The 22,290-nt window shown below is 44.2% G+C and carries 19 protein-coding genes and 1 tRNA gene; 12 read left to right on the top strand and 8 right to left on the bottom strand.

Translation table 11 applies throughout. The features are described 5' to 3' along the window. Positions 1-7: 7 nt before the first annotated feature. Complete coding sequence (locus tag E0E47_RS13080; RefSeq protein ID WP_130893925.1) at positions 8-883, top strand: AraC family transcriptional regulator; 876 nt, start codon at positions 8-10, stop codon at positions 881-883. Here E0E47_RS13080 and E0E47_RS13075 read toward each other — a convergent pair. Continuing rightward, positions 880-1,488 carry an L-threonylcarbamoyladenylate synthase gene (locus E0E47_RS13075; RefSeq protein WP_008627188.1) on the bottom strand — a complete coding sequence of 203 codons (609 nt, stop codon included), beginning with the start codon at positions 1,486-1,488 and terminating at the stop codon, positions 880-882. The genes E0E47_RS13080 and E0E47_RS13075 overlap by 4 nt on opposite strands. 163 nt (positions 1,489-1,651) lie before the next feature. Between E0E47_RS13075 and E0E47_RS13070 the strand changes: the two genes are divergently transcribed. Then, positions 1,652-3,940, top strand: a complete 2,289-nt coding sequence (locus tag E0E47_RS13070; RefSeq protein ID WP_130893924.1) for an NADP-dependent malic enzyme — start codon at positions 1,652-1,654, stop codon at positions 3,938-3,940. 101 nt (positions 3,941-4,041) lie between these two features. Here the strand turns inward: E0E47_RS13070 and E0E47_RS13065 are convergent, their stop codons facing one another. The 4 genes from E0E47_RS13065 to E0E47_RS13050 are packed head-to-tail and all read right to left on the bottom strand — an operon-like array spanning position 4,042 to position 9,031. Beyond that, positions 4,042-4,818: a CPBP family intramembrane glutamic endopeptidase gene (locus E0E47_RS13065; protein WP_040602831.1), complete on the bottom strand. Its 777-nt coding sequence runs from the start codon at positions 4,816-4,818 to the stop codon at positions 4,042-4,044. An 18-nt stretch (positions 4,819-4,836) separates the two neighbouring features. Further along, positions 4,837-5,781, bottom strand: a complete 945-nt coding sequence (gene ribF, locus E0E47_RS13060) for a riboflavin biosynthesis protein RibF (RefSeq protein WP_130893923.1) — start codon at positions 5,779-5,781, stop codon at positions 4,837-4,839. Between the two features lie 12 nt (positions 5,782-5,793). Continuing rightward, a complete protein-coding gene (locus E0E47_RS13055; protein ID WP_008627184.1) occupies positions 5,794-6,405 on the bottom strand; it encodes an HAD family hydrolase in 612 nt (203 codons plus the stop codon). 1 nt (position 6,406) lies between these two features. Continuing rightward, complete coding sequence (locus tag E0E47_RS13050; protein ID WP_130893922.1) at positions 6,407-9,031, bottom strand: calcium-translocating P-type ATPase, PMCA-type; 2,625 nt, start codon at positions 9,029-9,031, stop codon at positions 6,407-6,409. Between the two features lie 169 nt (positions 9,032-9,200). Between E0E47_RS13050 and E0E47_RS13045 the strand changes: the two genes are divergently transcribed. The 10 genes from E0E47_RS13045 (at position 9,201) to E0E47_RS13000 (ending at position 18,086) form a co-directional block, all read left to right on the top strand. Continuing rightward, positions 9,201-9,274, top strand: a tRNA-Ile gene (locus tag E0E47_RS13045). A gap of 600 nt (positions 9,275-9,874) precedes the next feature. Beyond that, positions 9,875-11,362 (top strand): tyrosine-type recombinase/integrase, encoded by a 1,488-nt coding sequence (locus tag E0E47_RS13040; RefSeq protein WP_172604712.1) that lies wholly within the window; start codon positions 9,875-9,877, stop codon positions 11,360-11,362. A 17-nt stretch (positions 11,363-11,379) separates the two neighbouring features. Further along, positions 11,380-12,624, top strand: a complete 1,245-nt coding sequence (locus E0E47_RS13035) for a DUF6043 family protein (RefSeq protein WP_130893921.1) — start codon at positions 11,380-11,382, stop codon at positions 12,622-12,624. Between the two features lie 179 nt (positions 12,625-12,803). Then, positions 12,804-13,121 (top strand): DUF3853 family protein, encoded by a 318-nt coding sequence (locus tag E0E47_RS13030; protein WP_130893920.1) that lies wholly within the window; start codon positions 12,804-12,806, stop codon positions 13,119-13,121. A gap of 4 nt (positions 13,122-13,125) precedes the next feature. Beyond that, a complete protein-coding gene (locus tag E0E47_RS13025; protein ID WP_172604711.1) occupies positions 13,126-14,511 on the top strand; it encodes a virulence-associated E family protein in 1,386 nt (461 codons plus the stop codon). A 134-nt stretch (positions 14,512-14,645) separates the two neighbouring features. Beyond that, the gene (locus tag E0E47_RS13020; RefSeq protein ID WP_130894384.1) at positions 14,646-14,993 is read left to right on the top strand and encodes a hypothetical protein; all 348 of its coding nucleotides are present in this window, start codon (positions 14,646-14,648) and stop codon (positions 14,991-14,993) included. Between the two features lie 51 nt (positions 14,994-15,044). Then, complete coding sequence (locus tag E0E47_RS13015; RefSeq protein ID WP_130893918.1) at positions 15,045-15,719, top strand: hypothetical protein; 675 nt, start codon at positions 15,045-15,047, stop codon at positions 15,717-15,719. A gap of 174 nt (positions 15,720-15,893) precedes the next feature. Continuing rightward, positions 15,894-16,292 (top strand): plasmid mobilization protein, encoded by a 399-nt coding sequence (locus tag E0E47_RS13010; protein ID WP_130893917.1) that lies wholly within the window; start codon positions 15,894-15,896, stop codon positions 16,290-16,292. A 15-nt stretch (positions 16,293-16,307) separates the two neighbouring features. After that, entirely contained in the window at positions 16,308-17,519 is a 1,212-nt protein-coding gene (locus E0E47_RS13005; protein ID WP_130893916.1) for a relaxase/mobilization nuclease domain-containing protein, read from the top strand. Positions 17,520-17,543: 24 nt separating this feature from the next. After that, positions 17,544-18,086: a hypothetical protein gene (locus E0E47_RS13000; RefSeq protein ID WP_130893915.1), complete on the top strand. Its 543-nt coding sequence runs from the start codon at positions 17,544-17,546 to the stop codon at positions 18,084-18,086. A 94-nt stretch (positions 18,087-18,180) separates the two neighbouring features. Here the strand turns inward: E0E47_RS13000 and E0E47_RS12995 are convergent, their stop codons facing one another. From E0E47_RS12995 to E0E47_RS12985, 3 genes are read right to left on the bottom strand one after another with little or no spacing between them, the layout of a single operon-like run. Beyond that, the gene (locus tag E0E47_RS12995; protein WP_130893914.1) at positions 18,181-18,486 is read right to left on the bottom strand and encodes a tellurite resistance TerB family protein; all 306 of its coding nucleotides are present in this window, start codon (positions 18,484-18,486) and stop codon (positions 18,181-18,183) included. Further along, the gene (locus tag E0E47_RS12990) at positions 18,483-21,131 is read right to left on the bottom strand and encodes an AAA family ATPase (RefSeq protein WP_130893913.1); all 2,649 of its coding nucleotides are present in this window, start codon (positions 21,129-21,131) and stop codon (positions 18,483-18,485) included. The genes E0E47_RS12995 and E0E47_RS12990 overlap by 4 nt, the downstream gene beginning before the upstream one ends. A gap of 2 nt (positions 21,132-21,133) precedes the next feature. Next, the gene (locus tag E0E47_RS12985; RefSeq protein WP_130893912.1) at positions 21,134-22,198 is read right to left on the bottom strand and encodes a DUF1848 domain-containing protein; all 1,065 of its coding nucleotides are present in this window, start codon (positions 22,196-22,198) and stop codon (positions 21,134-21,136) included. Positions 22,199-22,290: the final 92 nt, after the last annotated feature.

Below are 22,290 nucleotides of genomic sequence, written 5' to 3'. Positions count from 1 at the left end.
GCCATGTATGGAAAACCATAAAGAACGTTTAGTCCAACTAAACCGCAGCTTAACTGCAGGACATAACATTTGCAGTTCGGAAGGATTTCTCACTGATTTCCCCCCGATTTTAAAGACCTCGTTTGAAACAAACGGAGTCGGGTTAATTGTATGCCTGCAAGGACATTTTTCATTTTCACTGAACCAAAAAGACTTTCAAGCACAAGCAGGCGAGACGCTCTTCATCCCGGAGAATTCAACTTTCCGCGCATTACAGTCCACCAATGACTTGAAGATTTTCATCCTCATCTACAAAACAGATACACTTCGTAACATCATGGGAAACTTAGTCGTATCCATGTACCTCTACATGAAATTCGTGCCGGAACCCTGCTATGTCTGGAATACTGGAGAAGAAGCTGAAGTTATCCGCTATATGCACCTGCTCAATAGTACCCTGCACACTGAAAACGATTCATTCAACCTTTATGAACAAAAACTGCTTTTATTAGCCCTGACCCATCGCCTCTGTTCCATCTACAATCGTAAACTTGTCGCCAAATTAGATTCTATCGGTCACAAAAACGAAATATTCATGCGCCTCATCCAACTCATAGAACAACATTACACCCGAAAAAGAAGCGTGGATTTTTACGCTGACAAATTATGCTTGTCCCCCAAATACCTTTCCGCATTATCTAAATCTATTTGTGGATACACCGTACAAGAACTCGTATTCAAGTCCATTATCTGCAAAAGCATTTCACTGCTCAAAAATACCCAAAAGAACATCCAGGAAATCTCCAATGACCTACACTTCCCCAACGCATCTTACTTCGGTACCTTTTTCCGAAAACAAACCGGACTATCCCCCCAACAATTCCGTAAAAGTATGACTTTCTAAAACAAAAGTTCTCCTTTGCCTTGCCGGACAATTTCGAAAGCATCGTCCACACAGTCCACCACCGTTGAAGCCTCGCTACCTCCATATCCCCCGTCAATGACCAAAGCCACACGGCCTTCGTATTTCTCATGAATCAACTCAGGATCGGTAGAGTATTCGATAATCTCGTCCTCATCATGCACCGACATCGTGAGGAGTGGATTCCCCAATCCCTCCACCAATCCACGCGCAATACTATTGTCCGGCACACGGATACCCACCTCTTTCTTATTCTTATATATTTTAGGAAGCCGGCTGCTCGTGGGCAGAATGAACGTGAACGGCCCCGGCAAGTTTTTCTTCAAAAGTTTGAAAGCAGCATTGCTGACTTGCGCATATTCGCTGATGTTGGACAAGTCATAGCAAATAATCGACAAGTTGCTCTTCTGTGGATTCACTCCCTTCAGTGCACAAATCCTCTCCACCGCCCGTACGTTCAGGGCATCGCATCCTATGGCATATACCGTGTCGGTAGGATAAATAATCAACTCACCGTCTCTCAGCATTTTGAGGGCCTTGACCATCTCACGGGGGTTCGGATTTTCCGGATAAATTCTAATTAGCATGCTTTCTTTCCTTTTTATAGTTTACAAAGGTATCATTTTCTTTTGGTTTTGCAGCAAAGAGCTTACAATATAATGAAAAACGCGATTGTAACACGTCAAAATATAATTTTATTAGTATCTTTGTCCGGTATTAGCGAAAGAATATATTCCAAATCATAACAAAATGGCAAAAATAACCAAAGAAATGGCTTTGCGCTATCATGAACAAGGCAAGCCTGGAAAAATCGAAGTGGTGCCTACCAAGCCCCACAGTACACAAACGGACCTTTCACTGGCTTATTCGCCCGGCGTGGCAGAACCCTGTCTCGAAATAGAAAAGAACCCGCAGGATGCCTACCGCTATACAGCCAAAGGAAATCTTGTAGCCGTAATTTCCAATGGTACTGCTGTCCTCGGATTGGGCGACATCGGTGCATTGGCCGGCAAACCGGTAATGGAAGGAAAAGGACTACTTTTCAAGATATACTCAGGCATTGATGTGTTTGACATCGAGGTAAACGAAAAAGACCCCGAAAAGTTCATTCAGGCCGTAAAAGCTATTGCCCCGACTTTCGGCGGCATCAATCTGGAAGACATTAAGGCACCCGAATGCTTTGAAATCGAACGCCGCTTGAAAGAAGAACTCGACATCCCCGTCATGCACGACGACCAACACGGTACGGCCATCATCTCCAGTGCCGGACTGTTGAATGCGTTGGAAGTGGCAGGAAAGAAAATCGAAGACGTGAGAATCGTTGTGAACGGAGCCGGGGCTTCGGCCGTATCATGCACAAAACTGTATGTATCGCTCGGCGCACGGTTGGAAAACATCGTCATGTTGGACAGCAAGGGTGTGATTTCAAAAGACCGTACCGACCTGAACGAGCAGAAGCGTTACTTCGCCACCAGTCGTACGGACATCCATACGTTGGAAGAAGCCATCAAGGGTGCCGACGTATTCCTTGGTTTGTCACGCGGCAATGTGTTGAGCAAGGACATGGTACGCAGCATGGCTCCGTCACCCATCGTGTTTGCATTGGCTAACCCGGTACCCGAAATCTCGTATGAGGATGCCATGGATTCGCGTCCCGACGTGTTGATGGCTACTGGACGTTCCGACTACCCGAACCAGATTAACAACGTCATCGGATTCCCTTATATCTTCCGTGGCGCGTTAGATACCGGCGCCACGGCCATCAACGAAGAAATGAAACTGGCCGCCGTACGGGCTATCGCAGGCATTGCCAAACAACCCGTGCCGGACGTAGTGAACGAGGCTTACCACGTGAACAACCTCACCTTCGGCCCTTCATATTTCATTCCGAAACCGGTAGACCCGCGCCTCATCACCGAGGTGTCCATGGCTGTGGCCAAAGCCGCCATGGAAAGCGGAGTGGCCCGCAAGCCCATCGAAAACTGGGACGCTTACACCCTCCACTTGAAGGAACTGATGGGATATGAGTCGAAACTGACCCGCCAGTTGAGAGATACGGCCCGCCGCAATCCCCAACGCGTAGTGTTTGCCGAGGGTATCCATCCCAACATGCTGAAAGCCGCCGTAGAGGCCAAGGCTGAAGGCATCTGCCATCCTATCCTGTTGGGTAACGACGAGCGTATCGAGAAATTGGCGAAAGAACTCGACCTCAGCCTGGAAGGCATCGAAATCGTTAACCTGCGCCACGACCGCGAAGCTGAACGCCGCGAACGTTATGCCAAGATATTGGCCGAGAAGAAAGCCCGCGAAGGTTATACATTCGAGGAAGCCAACGACAAGATGTTCGAGCGTAACTATTTCGGCATGATGATGGTAGAGACTGGCGAAGCGGACGCATTCATCACGGGCGTGTATACCAAATACTCCAACACCATCAAGGTTGCCAAAGAAGTCATCGGCATACAACCGGAATACAACCATTTCGGTACCATGCACATCATGAACAGTAAGAAAGGTACGTACTTCCTGGCAGACACGCTTATCAACCGCCATCCCGACACGGAAACGATGATAGACATTGCACGGCTATCCGAAAAGACCGTGCGTTTCTTCAATCACGAACCGGTCATCGCCATGTTGTCCTATTCCAATTTCGGGACGGACACATGCGGAAGCCCAGCCAGCATCCATAAAGCCGTAGAGTATATGCAGGAGAACTACCCGAACCTACCCATCGACGGGGAGATGCAGGTGAACTTCGCCATGAACAATGAACTTCGCGACCGTAAGTACCCGTTCACTCGCCTACAGGGCAAGGAGGTCAACACCTTGGTATTCCCGAACCTGAGTTCGGCCAATGCCGGTTACCAGTTACTCCAGGCCCTGAATGGAGACGAAATTGAAATGATAGGCCCTATTCAGATGGGATTGAACAAACCGATTCATTTCACCGACTTCGAAAGTTCCGTACGCGACATCGTGAACATCACGGCCGTAGCGGTTATTGATGCCATCGTGATGAAGAAAAAGAACCAGTAACCAACAGGTTTATACCAAAAGAAATCAGGACGCACTGCCTTTTCCTTAGCTGTGCATCCTGATTTCTTTTAGTATAAACAGGATTAATATTTACCCCTTTCCTAACTGAACACCTTGTCCAAATAACGGTAACCCACATATCCGCAAACCGCAGCTGCCAAAGCCCAAACGGAAGCTGCGACGGCCCCGCCGCACAACTCCACCAAAGTCGTATCCGAATCTCCTGTACACCAAATCATGGCAACACCCACAAAATTATTGAAGACATGTGCCGCCACCGGAATCCAGATCGTTCCCGACCGCCAATACAACCAACCCAAAACCCAACCAAAAACTACAGCTCCCGGTATTTGTGCAGGATTGCCATGTATGACTCCGAATATCAAGGCTGAAAGCAAAATGGCCATCCACGGACGCATCCTGTGCCGGATAAGATGCCGCTGGATTCCCATCCGGAACACCAGTTCCTCGGTAACAGGCCCGACTAAAACAATGGCCAAAACTCCCCAAGGGTTATACACAAGCGTGGCAAATACATCCTTATTCAAGTCCTCTAATGTCAAAGTCTCCAATAACAGGTTCACAATAAAAATGACGGGCAACATCCATAAGACCACACCGGCGTATACCGGCCATTTTATTTGCCCGAAACGGAAACTTTTACGGTCTGTCCATCTCAACAAAGTCATCACCGCCCATACCACAACCCCGTTTAATAACAGAGAAATCCCCAAGGCCGATGGAGAAGCTGCCAATGCGTTCACATCCAAACGCCCTTCGTGAAGCAAATCCGAAAGATTGAAAAAGAACAAGACTACCAAGGAAGACAAAACCTGGGCCAACAAAAAAATAATCACCAGACAAATCGTACGTTTCATACCCATCTCCTTTCCAAGCTATTGCTCCTTGTTTAAAATCATTCTCACCATAGCCTCATCCTCGCGAAGCTGATGAACCAATTCCCCTTTATTCCTGAACTTCCTTTCATCTCTCAAACGCCTGACGAAACTCAACGTCAAACGACAACCGTACAAGTCCCCGGCAAAATCCAACAAATGTACTTCTATGGTGCGATTCTCACCGTTTTCCATCGTCGGCCGAAGACCGATATTCAACATTCCGCCCCAAACGTGTTCCTCTCCTCCTATTTTTCCTTTGACCCAAACGGCATATACACCGTTTTTCGGAATCAGCTTCTGTGAATCCTCTACCTGTATATTCGCCGTAGGAAAGCCCAGTTCATGCCCTACGTGGAAACCATGAACCACACGCCCCGTAATTTCGTACGGGCGAGTCAGGCAACGTGCCGCTATTCCTACCTCGCCTTCGGCCAGACAAGCCCTGACCATAGACGAACTTACGTTCACCTCGCTCATGGCAAAGGCGTCCGCACGAACGACTTCCATCCCCAATTCCCGTCCATATTCCACATATTCCGCAAATCCCTCCGAACGGTCATGTCCGAAACGATGGTCGTATCCGATAACCAGGACCTTTACAGATAACTTCTCTTTCAGTATTTCAGCCATAAAGCGACGGGCCGACAAAGCTGCCAATGCCGTGGTGAAATCCAACGTCAGGCAATAATCCGCTCCCGTCGTAGCCAACTGCCCGCATTTCTCGTCATACGTGGTCAGCAACTGAGGCTGATAAGCGGCTTGCATGACTTGACGCGGATGCGTACGGAAAGTGACCAGCAAAGAAGCCAAATCGTGCCCGACGGCATAACGGGTCAACTGCCGTATCAAAAAGCGATGCCCCCGGTGCACGCCATCGAAAAAACCAATCGTGGCGACACAAGCCTGATAAGGCAAGGGGTCAGTAAGCGTGATAAACTTCATTCTCCTTCGTCATTACTCCAACAAACCGAACCAATCTTCCGGCTGCCGGGAATGGAACACCTGTATACCCAAACTCTCTGCCGTCCTGCAATTTTCGGAAGAGTCATCGACAAACAATGTCTCTTCCGGCTTCAACCCGGCTTCCGACAACACCTTACGGAATATCCGTTCGTCCGGTTTGGCCAGATGCATCTGGAAGGATAGGAATATGCGGTCGAAACAATCTTCCATCTCCAGCCCCGTAGAAGCCATCAATTCACGGCATGAATATGCCCAGTGCATAGCATTCGTGTTGCTGAGCATATAAGTGCGGTAATCCGTCCGCAGATTACGGATGGTTTGCATGCGACGAGCCGGAATCCCGACCAACATCTTATTCCAAGCCCGAAAGATTTCTTCATCTTTCACATCTGCCCCGACTTTCTTCCGCACATAAGTGCAAAACTCATCCGGTGACATATCTCCGGTTTCCATCAAGGCAAACACTCCGTCCTGCACATAATCATTGATATAAGCACGGGCTTCAAAACCCAACGCCTCAAAAGCATGAACCGCTGCCTGCTTGTCCAAATCCACGATAATACCGCCGAAATCGAAAATAATATTTTTTATCCGTTTATCCATTTCATTCTGCTTTTTTCCGGCAAAGCCGTTTGAAGAAACGGCCTGCCTCTCCGACCCATAATACAAAAGAGCTTACAGCAAGCAATATTCCCCAGTCCCCGGCCGCCAAAGGTACAGTGCGGAATACCGGTCCGCCGAACTGTACAATCAACCACTGGCCACACAGGATAAGGCATAATACGGTCAACACGCCGACGCACCGGGAAAGATGCTTGAAAGCCGAATCTGTCGTAGAATAGGTCTTTGCATTCAACAAATTCCAGAACTGCAACAAGACAAAGAATGTGAAAAACACGGTCAGTTCATACACATCCATTCCTCCCGTGGTTTCTATACGGAGAAGCATGGCCAACAAGAACCCGACAAAGGCCATCCCATAACCCAATATCGACGTCCATATCGGACGGGTGATAATGAATTGCCCTACAGGACGAGGCCTCTCATTCATCACGTTCGGGTCAGCCGGCAACGATGCCAAAGCCAAAGCCGCAAAAGTGTCCATGATGATATTCACCCACAACATTTGGGTAACGGTCAACGGAAGAGTCGTTCCCATGAACGCACCGATAAGCACGACCAACAAAGCGGTGAAATTAATAGTCAACTGGAACATGACAAAACGTTGGATATTCTTATACAACGAACGCCCCCACATGACAGCCGTGACAATACTACGGAACGAATCATCAAGCAATGTAATGTCACTGGCTTCCTTGGCCACCGAAGTCCCCGACCCCATCGACAAGCCGACTTGGGCAAAGTTCAACGCCGGAGCATCGTTCGTCCCATCGCCGGTCACAGCCACGACTTCTCCCTCCGTCTGCAACAACTTCACTAGCCGTTGCTTGTCCAACGGACGGGCACGGCTCATCACCTTCAAATCCTTGATACGTTGCAGGGCTTCTTCATCGCTCAACGCAGCAAAGTCAACGCCCCGCATGCAATTCATCTTTTCGTCATCCCCTTCTTTCCACAAACCGATTTGACGGGCTATTTCCACAGCGGTACCCGTGCTGTCGCCCGTCACGACCTTGATTTGCACTCCGGCCTTCAAGCAGTTCTCCACGGCTTGGGGCACTTCCGGGCGCACAGGGTCACTAATAGCTGCCAAGCCCAACAAGGTCAACCCGCCGGATTGTACCAAAGCCGCACAATCATCTTCCGTATCCGCCACTTCCTTATAAGCCAGCAACAAAGTACGCTGAGCGTGCATCTGCCAGTCTTTCAGTTGGACGTGATACCCTGCAATTTGCTCTTCCGATAAACCCCGGCAAAGTCCCAAAACGATTTCCGGTGCCCCTTTCACATATACAATCTTTCGTCCCAACACGGAGGAATCCACTATCGTAGCCATATATTTCCGCTCTGAAGAGAAAGGCAGACGAGCCACTTCTTCCACTCCTTGGCGCACCTTCATATAATCAGAGCCGCGCCCTTGCATCCAAAGCAACAAAGCCACTTCCGTGGGATTTCCCAACCCCTCCGTACGGGATTCATTTAAAAAGGCTGTCGTATTGCATGCGATAGCTTCATCCAAGAGTGCCGAATTCTCATCTTGCATCAGCATTTGCGACACGGTCATGCGATTTTGTGTCAATGTGCCAGTCTTGTCCGTACAAATTACCGTAATGGCCCCCATCGTCTCGCAAGCATGCATCTTACGTACCAAATTATTGGTCTTCAGCATACGACGCATATTCAATGCCAGACTTAACGTCACAGCCATCGGCAATCCCTCGGGAACAGCCATGACAATCAGCGTCACAGCCATCATGAAATTATTCAGCACCATCCCAAACACATGCCAATAGTTTTCACTCCCCCACACACCTACCTTGGGAATATATTCCATCAAACCATGTACCGTAAATATCGTAAACGTAAGGAATGCCACAGTATACCCTATCTTACTAATGAAACCGGCCAAACGGTCCAACTGCTTGTTCAATGGTGTCTTTTCACCGGTCAGCACGGTCGCTTCGCGAGCTACCTGGCCAATCTCCGTATGGTCGCCCACAGCGATCACACGGGCCGCAGCACTTCCCTCTACAATGGTCGTGCCACGCATCAATCGATTCGTGGCATACGGGGCATTTTTATCAAAATCCGAATGGTCCGTACTTTTCCGCGTAACCGGTTCTCCCGTCAGATTCGATTCATTCACCTGCAAACTTTCAGCCTTCAACAACTCGGCATCGGCAGGTATCTCGTCTCCGGTGTCCAACATGATGATGTCTCCCACCACAAGCTCCTTGCGTGTAACTTCACACACCTGTCCGTTCCGTACAACCCGCACAAGGGCCTCGCTCCCCAAAGCATTCAACACATCAAATTTACGGGCGGCATCGTACTCAAAATAAAAACCGATGCCCGTGGCCAACAATATGGCACACACGATTCCTATGGTCTCTGCAAATTCATTTTCCACAAAAGCGACTACAAAAGACAGCAAGGCAGCTACCAACAATATCTGTATTACGGGATCCTGGAATTTCTCCAGATAAAGCCTCCACATTGAAGGGCGTTTCGGTGGGGTCAGTTCATTGCTCCCATGACGGGCACGGCTCTCTTCCACTTGTCGGTCATTCAAACCGACACTCAACCAATCTGTCTCTTTTGTACTCATCTTTACCTTTAATTATATACGATTTCTGTTTCATACATCATTCCACGACGCGAAAATACAATAGTTCCGGCAATATTGAAAGCTTTCCCCCCATTTTTTACCTTTATTGTTTGCATATCTCAATAAATCATATTACTTTTGCAATGCAATTTCAGAAAGAAGTTGTTTCGGACTTGTAGCTCAGTTGGTTAGAGCAACAGACTCATAATCTGGAGGTCCCTGGTTCAAGCCCAGGCTGGTCCACTTTAAAAATCAAGGAGTTATGAATCTCGTAACTCCTTTTTTCTTGCCTTTGCGTAAACAAACTGTTTGAGTTGACCGTGTTTTACACATAGAATTTCTATGATGCTCCATGCAATCCTGTAGCATCTTTACCCGAAGTTTTGTTAGTGTAACGACACTTCACAGTCAAATAAACTCAAATGTCTTCCATTTATATATTGATTTACAGAATAATGTTATAACTTTGCAAATGCAATGCATTTATGGCAAGCCATGATCAACAGGTGCTCTTTCCCCAAAAAGGAAAAGTGAGTTTGCCTAACCATCGTGGGAGGGTCATCCCATTCCGATGAATCGAAGCGTAGAGGGAGTATTAGTCGGAAGATACTCTATTTCAAACAATACGTGAGAGTTGCTTCAGGGGTTGAGACCGATTAGCAGAAGCCCGGTTACCAGTCAGCGACAGAAGACAACGAGATTGCACCGCTGCATATAACGACAATGTTTTTATCCGTCAAAGGATAGAGGCTCAGTGGTTATATGCAGCGTTTTGTATATGTACGCCTCACATTGCAAAGCGGCTGTATTCAGAGGTTATGTTGAACATAAACAATGAATGCAATGGAAAAATTAACCAAGTCATTGCCACTTTTCAAAGAGCGTAACTGTTCTGTCTCTATCGTGCTGGATGCACGTACCCGCAGGAAAAATGCGTATGAGTTCCCTTTATCCCTACGTTTCACGATAGACCGCAAGTTCTTCTACTTTACAGTTGGAAGTTCTTTTACTGAGAAAAAGTTCTCGGACATCTGCAATGCGACGAAATGTAAAAGCGAGAACTACAAATTTCAGAAGGAGTGGAAAGATACCATTGCCCCTAAGTACAAAGAAATCTTGATTAATCTGAACAAAGGCGGCATCCTGACATTTGAGATGGTACGTCAATGTATCATGGGTGAAGAAGTGGTGCTATCCAAAGAGGGCACAACCCAATCACAATCCTTTATTAGTATATGGGAGCAAGTCATTCACGAGTTGCGTACAGAAGATGAAGGAGCACGTTTCACTACGGCAGAGAGTTATGAGTGTTCTCTCAAATCATTCAGAAAGATTCTTGGAGAAAATGCAATTAAAGGCTTCTGCATCTGTGCGGCAGAACTTCAGAAGTGGAAGGATGGTATGCACAATGGGGTAAAAGACGAAAATGGTGCGATTGTCGGAAAAATCAGCGACACTACGGCCGGTATCTATTTGCGTTGTTGCCGTGCCGTATGGAACAGGTGTGTACATGAAGGCTACCTCAAAGATGTGCCCTATCCTTTTTCCAACAAAAAAGAGAAAGGGCTTGTGAGCATTCCCAAGAGTGCAAAGCGCAAACAGAATTTCCTGAACGTGAATCAGATGACGGAACTATACAACCTTTTCGTTTCAAAGAAATACCCAGAACATTGGTCGGAAGAATATATGCAACGTGCGCATTATTCATTGGGATTATTTCTTGCCCAATACCTTTGCAACGGTTTCAATATGGCTGATGCTAGTCGCTTGACCTATAATAGTTATTATTATCAGACAAATGGCAAGGCTTTCCGCTTCAATCGAAAGAAAACATCCCGACGGAGTGCTGACGGTTCAGAGGTAATAGTCCCTATCATCCCTCCCTTACGATATATCTTGGATGAGATAGCTGCACCTCCGACTCGGGATAGTTTTGTGTTCCCCGATATATTAAAAGGAGCGGAAACGGAAGAGTTACGCCGCAAATACACCATGCAAGAGAACTCAAACGTGAAAGACCGCGTCATTAAGATTTGCCATGAGGCATTGAATTGGGATAAGGCCATCTGTCCGTCCGGCACATGGTGCCGACACTCGTTTGCTACTAATCTGCATAATGCCGGAGTGGATATGGATTATATCTCTGAAAGCATGGGGCATTCAACTTCTGATCATGCTATCACTCAAATCTATATTGAGCATTATCCTCTTGATATACAGATGCAGAACAATTCAAAACTACTAAACTTGGAGGATCCCTCTGAAAGGGATGTGTTATTGGCGAAGTTGGCAAGTATGTCCACAGAAGAACTGCTTAAACTATTCAAATAACTTTTATTAGTAATGCAATGACAAACTTCATAGAAAGGATAAAATCCTATTCCAAGAGGAAGGATACGGCTGATATGGCTATCCGTGCATGGAAATCGGATAACAAGAAAGTGTATGCTGATTTTTGTAAGCGCATGGATGCTGTGGCTAAAGGTAATATGTCTGTTTTAATGGATATGTATCTGATGATGCGTGACTGCGTTCCACCCGAAGCCTTGATGATGTATAACTGGCTCTCTGATTTTGTGAACGTCAAGGATGTGTCAGACATTGCAAACCAACAATGGGCTGGCCAATATACCGAGACCATCGCCAGATGTATAACCAACAAGCGTTTGTGGATAGGCATCAATGTGAAAACAGGTATGGTAGAACTTCTTACTACTCCAAAGTCCGGGCTGTTGATGGTTCATTCTGAAACGTCTATCGAAATTTGGAACCATCTGCCATTGGAAATGAGAACCTATTTGACTGAACAGTTGGATTTGCTTATGAGAAACAGCAAAGGTTGTTTTCTGTTAAGTAAGTTGGAAAAGAAAATGGTTTATCAGTTTCTGACCTATATCTCTCAAATTGTTTTCCTCTCTCATGCAGTATTCATTGGTGGGTTCATGGCTAACCTGTATGACCGTGTAATGGAAAAGAAAAAGGATTTGGCTTATTGTATGTATTATTTCGTGGTATTTGACCACGGCCTTTTACGTATGACCAAGTTATTCAACCGTTTATCAAACAGTGAAGAGGTTGACCATGGCGATATACTTTTGGTGAAATCATGTGTTACCATGCTTGCCAATAGAAGTATAGAGATGGGCGCAGAAACCAAAGCAGACTGGGAAGATACTATAGAAGACTGTACCCCGGAAATCTGGAAGGAGGTAATGTTTGCCTTACGAAAAGTAAAAGGCAGGCGAGGCAATAGAAAGGTGATACAATCATTGGATGATATTCTTTGGGGCGGCAAGGAACGTATCAAGCAGGGTATCCGTTTGTTTCTTGAAGAGAATACAGAGGACATAAGTCTTGCCTATCTGTTGCAATCATTGGTAAAGTCTGGCAAGATAAAAGCGTCCACAAGATACATGACATTCCACCGTGCCATAGAACAGTTCTCTCAACGGCATTATGGGCACGATATACCGCAAAAGCGATACGGGGAAATCAAGGAACTTACTTTGAACTCACCCCAAAGAGGAAGCAGTTACACCAAAGCAAAACGGATAATAGACCGTTGGACGGACTATTTTGCCAATAACGGGTAGTTGGGAAATCCAGCTATCCGTTTTTACTTTGCAAACAACTGTTGTAATACGGTCGGTTAAATTAAGGTATAAATAAACCGACCAACACACAGAGTTTCATACACTACCTTTGCTTGCGAAATCGGTTTCACAGAGTTGAGCCGAGGCTTAAAGTATTTAATCACCAAACAAGTAAAGGTATGGAAGAAAAACTCAATTTTACCCAACTACTCCAAAAGCCCATCGCCATGATGACGGGTGAGGAGCTTTGCTTTCTCATCACCAAAAGTGTGGAGAGTACAGAAGCGGCCACTCCCCAAGTGGCATCCAAAGGCAACTACTATGGCATAGAAGGAATCTCCCGTGTGTTCGGATGCAGTGTACCCACGGCAAACCGCATTAAGAAAAGCGGTATCATAGACAAGGCTATCACACAGATAGGACGAAAAATCGTAGTGGATGCAGACCTTGCACTGTCTTTGGCAAAGGAAGCAGGTGGCATCCATATCAAAGAATAGCGGTATGGAAGAGAATTGGAAAAAGAATCTGGCAACAGACAGTTACGGAAATCCGGTTCGTTCCATCAGTAATCTCCGGCTTATTTTCACACTGGATGAGAATCTTAGTCAGATAAGGTACGATACCTTCTGTCAGGACGATGTGTGTTTCTGCCCTTTGTTCCGCAATGTCAATGGTAACAAAATTGATGAAGAATCGGCAGGAAAGATACAGGACTATCTGGAAAAGACATACAGAATACGTCTGACGCAGAATAAGGTATTTGAGATACTGAAGACCACTTCTTCTGAACGGAGTTTCAATCCTGTACAGGAATTCATCACACAAGAGACATGGGACGGACAACCTCGCATAGCCACAACCATCATCGATTATCTTGGAGCCGAGGACACTCCGCTTGTCCGGGAACAGACAAAACTTTGGTTTGTGGCGGCTGTAACCAGAATATTCAATCCAGGTTGCAAGTTTGACAACGTATTGACCTTGCCCGGTCCCCAAGGTATCGGTAAAAGCACCTTTTTCAAAGCCATCAGCGGGAGATGGTTCAACGATTCGTTCTCTTTTGCCAGCGGTGACAAAGAGAAAGTGGAGACCATAACCAATGGCTGGATTATTGAAATCAGTGAGCTTAATGGTTTGAAACGGGCGAATGATGCGGAAGCTGCCAAGGCTTTTCTAAGCCGTTGCAGTGATTATATGCGTCCAGCTTATGGACACAAGGTAGTGGAGTTCATGCGGCACAATGTCTTTGCAGCGACTACTAATGAAATGAACTTTCTGCAAGGAGACAATGAAAACCGCCGATGGTGGATTATCCCGGTCAAAGGCAACGGTCATGTGTCAGATTGGTTGGATGATTTGCAGTGTTCCGTTCCTCAACTTTGGGCAGAGGCATATACATATTATAAGCAAGGTATGAAACTCTATTTGTCGCCGGACATGGAGAATGAGGCCAACGAAGTGCAGATGCAACATTCCAACATTCTTGTTGACCCTATTATAGAGGACATAGAAATGTATCTGGAACGTGAGGTTCCCATCCAATATGCAAGTTGGATGATTCCGACACGACAGGCTTATCAGAAAGGAGCATACTCAGAGCCAAAATCCACAATGACCTCACTCAATATGGTTTGTGCCCGGCAGATTATAGAGGAACTGCCCAATGACTTGGTCAGACGAAATCCGTCCAAATACACTTCGCAATACATCAACCGCCTGATGTCCAAGATTCCAAATTGGAAACGGAGTGAACAGGAGAAGGTTAAGGGGCTGCATCCTGCCTATTGCGACAAGACAGGACGGACGAAATACCCATGGGTGAGAGTGGACGCTCCAAGTGAAGACTCCTGCGCGACACTGCCAAGTGAACAGGAATTGCCATTCTAATTTTAAAATAAGGGAAAAAGAAAAAACTAATGTCCCCTTGTCCCTTTTGCCCTCGAAAAAAGAATAAAAACAGGAAATAAGCAAAATAGAAAGTTATAAAAATGCTTGGGACACGGGACAATATAAATCACAATATAAGAAAAGAAGAACTTATCAAACAACTACAAGAACGTGACTCGTTGTTGGCAAATGCGGTCAGCCACATGGTTACGTATGTTCAAGACCGTTACCCTTCCACCTTTCCAAGTAAGGAGCAGACCGAAGCGGTGAACACCTACTTACATAGTGTCCATGCCGACGGGGACGGAAGTATGTCGGAACGGAATTGTGAACACCGGCGTATCGCGTCACAGAACATTACCATTGCCGCCATCCGTGTGTTGGACAGCCAACAACTTGACAGACTGCAAAACGTGCTTGACCACATCGCATACGACAAGGAGTATTATATACCGGAGAGAGGATGCGGAATGCACCGCTGACTTTCTCTTTTGGCTGCACCATTTATAAACCATCTTCAAAATTGACAGACGATGAAAACAAACTTGAATTATTGTATAGTGCTTTCGTCAGAGCAACTTGCATATCTGGCAGGGAGCAAGTATGGCATTGACCGCATGAAAATTCTGCACCAACTTATCGAAGCGGCTGTGTTGGAAGAAAACGACTATGCCATAAAAGGATTTTCCACAACCTTACAAGTGGGGCAAGCCATCCTTTCGGAAGTGGATTTGTCCTGCAAATTAGGCTATGACAAAAAGACCATATCCCGCGTACTTGACAAGATGAACCAGTTGGGAATTGTCGCATCTACGCAGAGCAACCGAACAAGCGTTCATACCCTGAAATGTATATCGGCATGGATGGAAAATGGCAATCGTATAAACAATCCTTTCTATGTCCGAATCAAAAACCGACAAGAGGAAGGAGAGAATACAGGCGCACTATCCAATGATGCGAAGCCTCTTTTACCAACACCCCCGCTGGAGGAAAACGTTTCCAATTCTAATGATTATAGTCAATCAGAAGTAATGAATGAGGGCTGTATTTCTGACACTGATTTTTCCTTTGAAGACAAATTACCTGTTATATCAGACAAAGGGGAACTACTCTCGTCCTCTTTTTCTTTCCCTTCTGTTTCGGTTTCTCCACCGCTTGCGGGAGAGGAAGAATCCGGTGAGGATATATTGGCAGACAGCCAGACATAGTCATATTGGATATGGCAATGGAGCCTCTGTTTTTGTGTGGGGTCTTGCAAGAAGTTCCTATGTCGCACAAATTCGCTACGCTCATCCGTACTACATAGGCGTATTCCGGCAGTCACAAGCTCCCACCGTGCTGTCCAATTTTAGAAAGAAGTTTCACTCATAACACAATGAAGTATGAAGAAGAAAAAGAATATCAGCAATGAAGTTGACGAAGAAAATGACAAGAAAGTTATAAAGCGTACCCTGCGACTTGAAGCCAGGGTGACGGAACAGGAATATGCAAAGGCGGCAGAACTTGCCAAAACCTGCGGTTTGTCCATGAGCAACTATGTGCGGCGTACCGCTTTGGGGCAACATCCTCGGCAACGGCTGTCTGAGCGTGAGGTAGAAGCCTTGTACAGCCTGACGGATGCAAGAGGCGACCTCATCCGTATTGCGGCAGCCGTGAAATCCATCCAAGCGTACAAACGAGCCTTGTATTTCAGTGATACACGCTTTGTAGAGCGATGGATGATAGCAGCTACACAGCTTATCAACCGCTGGGGCCAGATCGAGAATTACCTAACAGAATAAAAATCCTTACCTATTATGATAGCAAAAGCCAGTACCATTCCGCATGGTGCAAATGCCATAAGATACTCCGTCAACAAGGACAGGGCAGATATAGTCAAAGCCAACCTGTTACCCGATGACATTTCACCGGAAGCGATGTACGGTCGGATGATGCTCGTGCAGAAGATGTTTGCCGAGAAAATCAACAAGGGCAGACCTCTTGGCAGAAACGTGATAAGAATTGAAATTTCCCCATCCGAGGAAGAGAGCCGAAACTGGACAATGGATGACTGGACGCGTTTGGCAGATGAGTTCATCCGGGTATTCGATTCCATAGACCTTTCTGAAAAGACCCAACGGGCTTCCTCAAAACGAACCAATCTCAAAGGTTCGCAGTACATCGTTGCCTTGCATCGTGATTCCAAAAGTGGCATTCTCCACCTGCATATTGATGCCAACCGTGTGGATATGAATGGAAAAATAAATGATAGCCATAAGATTGGTGAGAGGGCAGTCATGGCTGCGAATATCATCAACGAAAAACGAGGATGGGTACAGCCCAAAGAAATCGGCATACGGCACAGGCAGGAAATCTCAAACTGTTGTATGGAGATACTTCGTGCGATGGACAAATTCAGTTGGCGGCAATATAAAATGGAACTGACAAAACGGGGGTACAAAGTACACATACAAGAAAATGATAAGGGAAAAGTTTATGGTTATTCAGTCAAACGGGGTAACTCAAATTATAAATCATCCGTGTTGGGTATCGGGAGAAATCTGACTCCATCAAAGATAGAAGCTACTTGGGCAAAATTGCATCCGCAGGAAAGGACGTTTGAGCAGACAAAGCCTATTCCCCAACAAACACGGACAACCAATGCTGATTCTGTTATACAACCCAAGATGGCTCCACAGCCTGCTATAAGGCACTATGATATAGCAACAGACGAATATCACAGCTACCATGTGGAGATACCCGAGGTCGCTGACAATATCATCAGGCAGGAATGTTCTTTGGAGGAAGCTCATCCGTTGGCTAAGATTGAAGAGATACAACACACGGCTCGTTTACTCTTTGCCGGGTATTTGGATGCTGCCACAAGCATAGCGGTTTCAAGTGGTGGTGGCGGCTCTGACACAGGTGACTGGGGAAGAGACAAGGACGAGGATGAACTTGAATGGGCACGCCGCTGTGCAAGAATGGCAAATACTATGTGCAAACGCAGAAAAGGACTTCACAGATAATTCACCTTTTATAAAAAGAAAAATATGGGTATAGGAAAATCAAGGGGCACTTCGCCCATAAATGTCAACGACATGCTGGAGAAGGTTGAAATCAACCAGCAAATTGAAGCTGAAAAATCAGAAGTAGATAAACTTCTCGTAGAAATCAGAGAGGCAAAAGAAACGCTGATAAAGTTCAATGAGGATTTGGAGAAAGCTATCGCTGCCGAATGTCACATTGAGGGTGCGCTCAAAGCGGCAGCTAGCAGTTGTGACAATATTGTCAACGGCATCTGCAATGCCATTGTGAAAGCAGAACGAGACACGAAATTTAAAACAACTATTACCCCTGACCAACTTGCAAAGCTTAAGCAACTTATAGACCATTCTGTAGAAAGTTGGATTTCGGTATTGGCAAATCACCGTGCCGAACAATCAAAACTTATCACCGAACATGAATCCAATATGCGCAAAATCCTCAAACGGAATGAGGGCGTTTGGTTTTCCGACTTCTGGATGAAAGTCTTGCTGATATTTTTGTTCGTTTATACGATGGGATTGGGAGTAATTGTATGTTATGCCACATAAATAAAGCATCATAGTTATATTATGACGTTGTTTATTATAATCATTTTACTTTTTCTTCATGCAATAATTGACATGTTACCAAATAAAAATACTGTCAAATAAAAAATTGGTTTATGATTTCTGTTTCCCTAGGGTGTATTGTTCCATCTGCTTCAGCCATCCCAACGAATAGAACCTTAGCTAGAATTTTATTCTCATCAGTCATTCCACTGATTATAAGTTTAGTTTGTATATCATCAATATTGGAGATGTCCTCTATATCATTGATTGTTATGGAAAAATCACTATATGTTTTATCCATGTATCTCTCCTCTTTTGGATGAATGATACCATCTGCTTTCATAATGTGTGAAAGAACTTTTATGATGGCGTATTTTTCTATTGTTGTGAAACTATTCATAATGTCTGATTGTAGAAGAAGTTGTGATAAGTATCATTACCAATGTTAATTATATACATGTTTTCCCTTGCACGAGTTATCGCCGTATATATCGTTTGTGGCGACATTGGGCGAAATGTCGTATTATGCAAAACAATGTCATTCTCTAGAATAACTATAACGGAAGGAGATTCCCAGCCCTTGAAACTTTGTATGGTAGATATTTTCAAACAACGTTTGTCTGTCGTAAACAATTGCTTTCTTGTTCGTTCAAGAGCTTCAAAATCTCTATTAAATTTCCAATTGGCTGCCTTTTCATCAGTAACCTGATGTATTTGCTTTAACCATTCAAGGGTTTCGTTTGAAATAAATGTTATTTCTGTTTGTTCGTTTGTTCTTTGTCGATAAAGAATGTCAATATTGCGAAGCAATTTTGTTGAAGAAGCAAGTACAGCAAAATCTCTTGCTTCGTTATTGTCATTGGAAATGATATTGATTATATTAGTTATTATGGATTCAATGGAATTGTTTTGTCTCAGATCAATATAAGTTACAATTTGGAAATTGAACGTATTTGATATGGTATTCTCCGCAACTATATCATCGGTAGGTAGATTTGCCATAAATTGTGTTTGAAATGCAGTGGCAAGATTAGCAAGACGTGGATTAGTAAATCTTCGACTGGTTGTTAATTGTCTATTCCATTGTCCTCCAATAATACCTAAGCGGATGTCACCATTTGCATCTAAAGGTCGTTGATATACATTTTGTTTGGGATCCCCAAACACTACCAGTTCACCATTAGGCACCAAAAGGAAATTCTGCATGATGATGCGAAGCCATTCCGTAGTATAGTCCTGAACCTCGTCAACAAAGATTGCAGAATACTTCTTATGACCTTTGGAATTTTCAAAGAAGGCTTCGTTTTGATATGAGCTAAATTCAACATGCAACTGACATTCTGCAGCACGTATTCTAAAGAATTGATGATAAGGATATACGTCTATTTTTTCCCAAGAGAAATCCTCCCGAATCTCGGAAAGCCTAAACTTCAGGTAATTGGCTAATGTAATGTTATATGTCAACACTAAGACATCACCTCCAGTACGCTTCATGGCATTTACTGCTCTAAAGGCAAGTACTTGAGTCTTTCCAGAACCAGCGACACCACTTATTTTCTGTTGTGTTATACTACTTTCCGATAGTCGCTTCTGTGCACCAATAGGTTGCATATCAATACGTCCTTCCTGATATGAATGCCAGGATGGAGATATCATCCTAGCCAATTTCCTTCTTACAACATCGTCAAAAGCATTGTTGTTGTATAAGAAACCTATGGTAGTATACAAATTTTGTGATATATCTCTATTTTCAATAATCTCCTTACCGAAGATAAAGGTAAAATTAAAGACGTTATTCTGATATTCAAAGAATTTTTTTATTTCGTCAATAGAGTTTTCTGAGAACACAACCGCCTTTTTGATAAGACTAAAATTCCGATTATCTTCAATAGTACTCATCAAAAGTTCTTCTATACCATCCTTAATGCTCAATTGACATAGGTTTATAAGGTCAATAGGAGATTGATATAGTTGCCCATGTACATTTATTTCCTTTTTATCTTCTGATAATGTACACTCATTAAGGTTCTCCTCGAATATGTTCAGTAGAAGAATCCCCTTATTAGGTCTAACGATAATAAAATCTACAGCCACTTCGTTTACTGCTGCATCAATATACATTATGTCATCCACAGACAAAATATTTTCGAGTCTCCATGCGACTCTTGCTTTTTGAGATGATAACACATGATTCTGTATCTGCAAACGTAAATCATATTCATTATATATTGCCTCATGTCTTTCATCCACCAAAGCTAATTTGTTAAGGTCAATTGTTGCACCATTGTATTCAAAGCATCTTGTCATGCATGTATAGGGATGTGCTGTTCTCCTTGTGCGTGCATAACGTACACTATTTATCTGGCTGAAATAATTCTGTTCTCCAAAAACAGAACAAAATTTCTCAATTCTATACGCCGCACCATTTTGGGGACCAATACATAGAACAAAGTGTTTCCCTTGCGCAGATGCCACCATCTTTGCAACTATTCCCAAATCGATAGCAGTTACATCCAAGATATTAGAAAAAACATGGATGATATTATTATATCTATATCCAATAGAATTAAGAGTCTCTCCTTCAACAATGTCGTTTGCTGGAAGAAAAAGATTCTTCACATCTATTTCAACTGTGCCGTGCGTAAGAGTTCGGATATTATCGTTGGCGCGTTCGATGGCACTATGAGAAGGCTCAATAAGCGTTATTTTACGTAGCCATTGAAATAAATTACGCTGTCTTAATACTTCAATTATAGTAGCAGAGCCTATGCCTTGACCACATCCCCAATCAACTATCTCAATACTTCCCTGAATATCGTTAAATGGGAAATTCATCATTGCGGCACGACACTTGGTTACATGCATATCTCCATATGCAGACATATAACAATTTAGTGCCACATCACTTGCTAATAGATTTATGCCATGATTCAACTCTGGATGTGTCCAAGGTCTTCCCTTATATTCTTCGGGCAAAGCATTGTGACAATAATCAATAATGTCATCAATACTATTACATTGTTTTATATCTTCTGCGTATGGCATAATTATCTTCCTGCTATTGTTTCTGCAAATCTATTCTCTATATGCTGTTTCCAATTTTGCAATGCCAATTGTTTTGTGGTGTTAGCATAACAGTATTCGCAAAGATGCGGACAAGTGTTGTATTCACCAATGTCCTTAGAGGCCATGCATTCGCAGAATGGTCGCTGCCCCAGGTCTTTCTTGTGCTTACTGATGAAGTAATGGTTATGAGGCAGAAGTATTGCTCCTTGGGGCAATTGGGACTCGCCAAAAAGCGTTGGCGCAGGAACTTTCTCTATCTTTACTTTCATGAAGTCCATCAGTTCCTCGTCGTCCCAAGCCAAACGAGTGATAAGGTCTCCATCTATGCAGCGATTATGCTGAATGCCATATTTTGAGATGTCAATCTTCTCACCACAAGTAGCAAGTTGGAAGTTCCAACTGCGTTCACGATTCATAGTAGATAGCTTGTCAGCAAACTCTTCCATTTGCCCTGTATCCCACTCATGGTATGATATACCACTTACTTCAAGATTATGTTTCACCTTCCTGTACATAATAATATCCGCATAGCTGAATACCAACTTTTCTGTGTAATCTTTTAGTTGGTCACCAATATTCTGAACTTTCCATAGCAAGTCATCCACAGATATGTCATCTGTCAGCATCATGGGGTCAAACCGCCAAATAACAGCACCCTTACCAAGTTGCTCAACAAGTAACTTGAATGTTTCTATGCGTTTAGCAAGAGAAGGTACTTTCTCTAACTTCTCCTGTTCGTAATCATTCAGGGTATATTGAACATAGCACTTAATGTTACGCTCTTTGAGGATATGCAGATATGGCAACAATGGTAGTGGATTCTTTGACCAAAATACAATGAAGCGAGTTTTCTCATACGAGACATACGACTTTATGCCATTGAACGGATTCGTCCATGCTGAATACCCTTTCTGTAAACGATGGAAAAACCAATCAGCATAGAATGCCGGAATGTCGGTACTCCTACTTGCAGAAATAATGAGGGGAGTCTGCGCTTTTACAGGTAATCCATTAATAATAATGTCTGTACATTGCCACGTTGCCATAATACATTAGAATTTTTTGAATGTCTCTTTTATCTTTTTTTGTTTTGCTTCCTTTTCTTATGCTCTTGATATACTCTTGAGTAGGCTTAGAA

Source organism: Paraprevotella xylaniphila YIT 11841 (assembly GCF_900683745.1).
In the GTDB taxonomy this organism is placed as follows: Bacteria; Bacteroidota; Bacteroidia; order Bacteroidales; family Bacteroidaceae; genus Paraprevotella; species Paraprevotella xylaniphila.
Note: the sequence above shows the minus strand (reverse complement) of the source record. Positions and strands in the feature narration are given on the sequence as shown.

What these genes read in the sequence shown, in the direction of transcription:
- E0E47_RS13000 (WP_130893915.1), top strand. Translation starts at nt 17,544, where the DNA reads ATGGGTATAGGAAAATCAAGGGGCACTTCGCCCATAAATGTCAACGAC.
- E0E47_RS13080 (WP_130893925.1), top strand. Translation starts at nt 8, where the DNA reads ATGGAAAACCATAAAGAACGTTTAGTCCAACTAAACCGCAGCTTAACT.
- E0E47_RS13005 (WP_130893916.1), top strand. Translation starts at nt 16,308, where the DNA reads ATGATAGCAAAAGCCAGTACCATTCCGCATGGTGCAAATGCCATAAGA.
- E0E47_RS13035 (WP_130893921.1), top strand. Translation starts at nt 11,380, where the DNA reads ATGACAAACTTCATAGAAAGGATAAAATCCTATTCCAAGAGGAAGGAT.
- E0E47_RS12985 (WP_130893912.1), bottom strand. Translation starts at nt 22,198, where the DNA reads ATGGCAACGTGGCAATGTACAGACATTATTATTAATGGATTACCTGTA.
- E0E47_RS12990 (WP_130893913.1), bottom strand. Translation starts at nt 21,131, where the DNA reads ATGCCATACGCAGAAGATATAAAACAATGTAATAGTATTGATGACATT.
- E0E47_RS13065 (WP_040602831.1), bottom strand. Translation starts at nt 4,818, where the DNA reads ATGAAACGTACGATTTGTCTGGTGATTATTTTTTTGTTGGCCCAGGTT.
- E0E47_RS13050 (WP_130893922.1), bottom strand. Translation starts at nt 9,031, where the DNA reads ATGAGTACAAAAGAGACAGATTGGTTGAGTGTCGGTTTGAATGACCGA.
- E0E47_RS13010 (WP_130893917.1), top strand. Translation starts at nt 15,894, where the DNA reads ATGAAGAAGAAAAAGAATATCAGCAATGAAGTTGACGAAGAAAATGAC.
- E0E47_RS13025 (WP_172604711.1), top strand. Translation starts at nt 13,126, where the DNA reads ATGGAAGAGAATTGGAAAAAGAATCTGGCAACAGACAGTTACGGAAAT.
- E0E47_RS13040 (WP_172604712.1), top strand. Translation starts at nt 9,875, where the DNA reads ATGGAAAAATTAACCAAGTCATTGCCACTTTTCAAAGAGCGTAACTGT.
- E0E47_RS13070 (WP_130893924.1), top strand. Translation starts at nt 1,652, where the DNA reads ATGGCAAAAATAACCAAAGAAATGGCTTTGCGCTATCATGAACAAGGC.
- E0E47_RS13030 (WP_130893920.1), top strand. Translation starts at nt 12,804, where the DNA reads ATGGAAGAAAAACTCAATTTTACCCAACTACTCCAAAAGCCCATCGCC.
- E0E47_RS13075 (WP_008627188.1), bottom strand. Translation starts at nt 1,488, where the DNA reads ATGCTAATTAGAATTTATCCGGAAAATCCGAACCCCCGTGAGATGGTC.
- E0E47_RS13055 (WP_008627184.1), bottom strand. Translation starts at nt 6,405, where the DNA reads ATGGATAAACGGATAAAAAATATTATTTTCGATTTCGGCGGTATTATC.
- E0E47_RS12995 (WP_130893914.1), bottom strand. Translation starts at nt 18,486, where the DNA reads ATGAATAGTTTCACAACAATAGAAAAATACGCCATCATAAAAGTTCTT.
- E0E47_RS13015 (WP_130893918.1), top strand. Translation starts at nt 15,045, where the DNA reads ATGAAAACAAACTTGAATTATTGTATAGTGCTTTCGTCAGAGCAACTT.
- ribF (WP_130893923.1), bottom strand. Translation starts at nt 5,781, where the DNA reads ATGAAGTTTATCACGCTTACTGACCCCTTGCCTTATCAGGCTTGTGTC.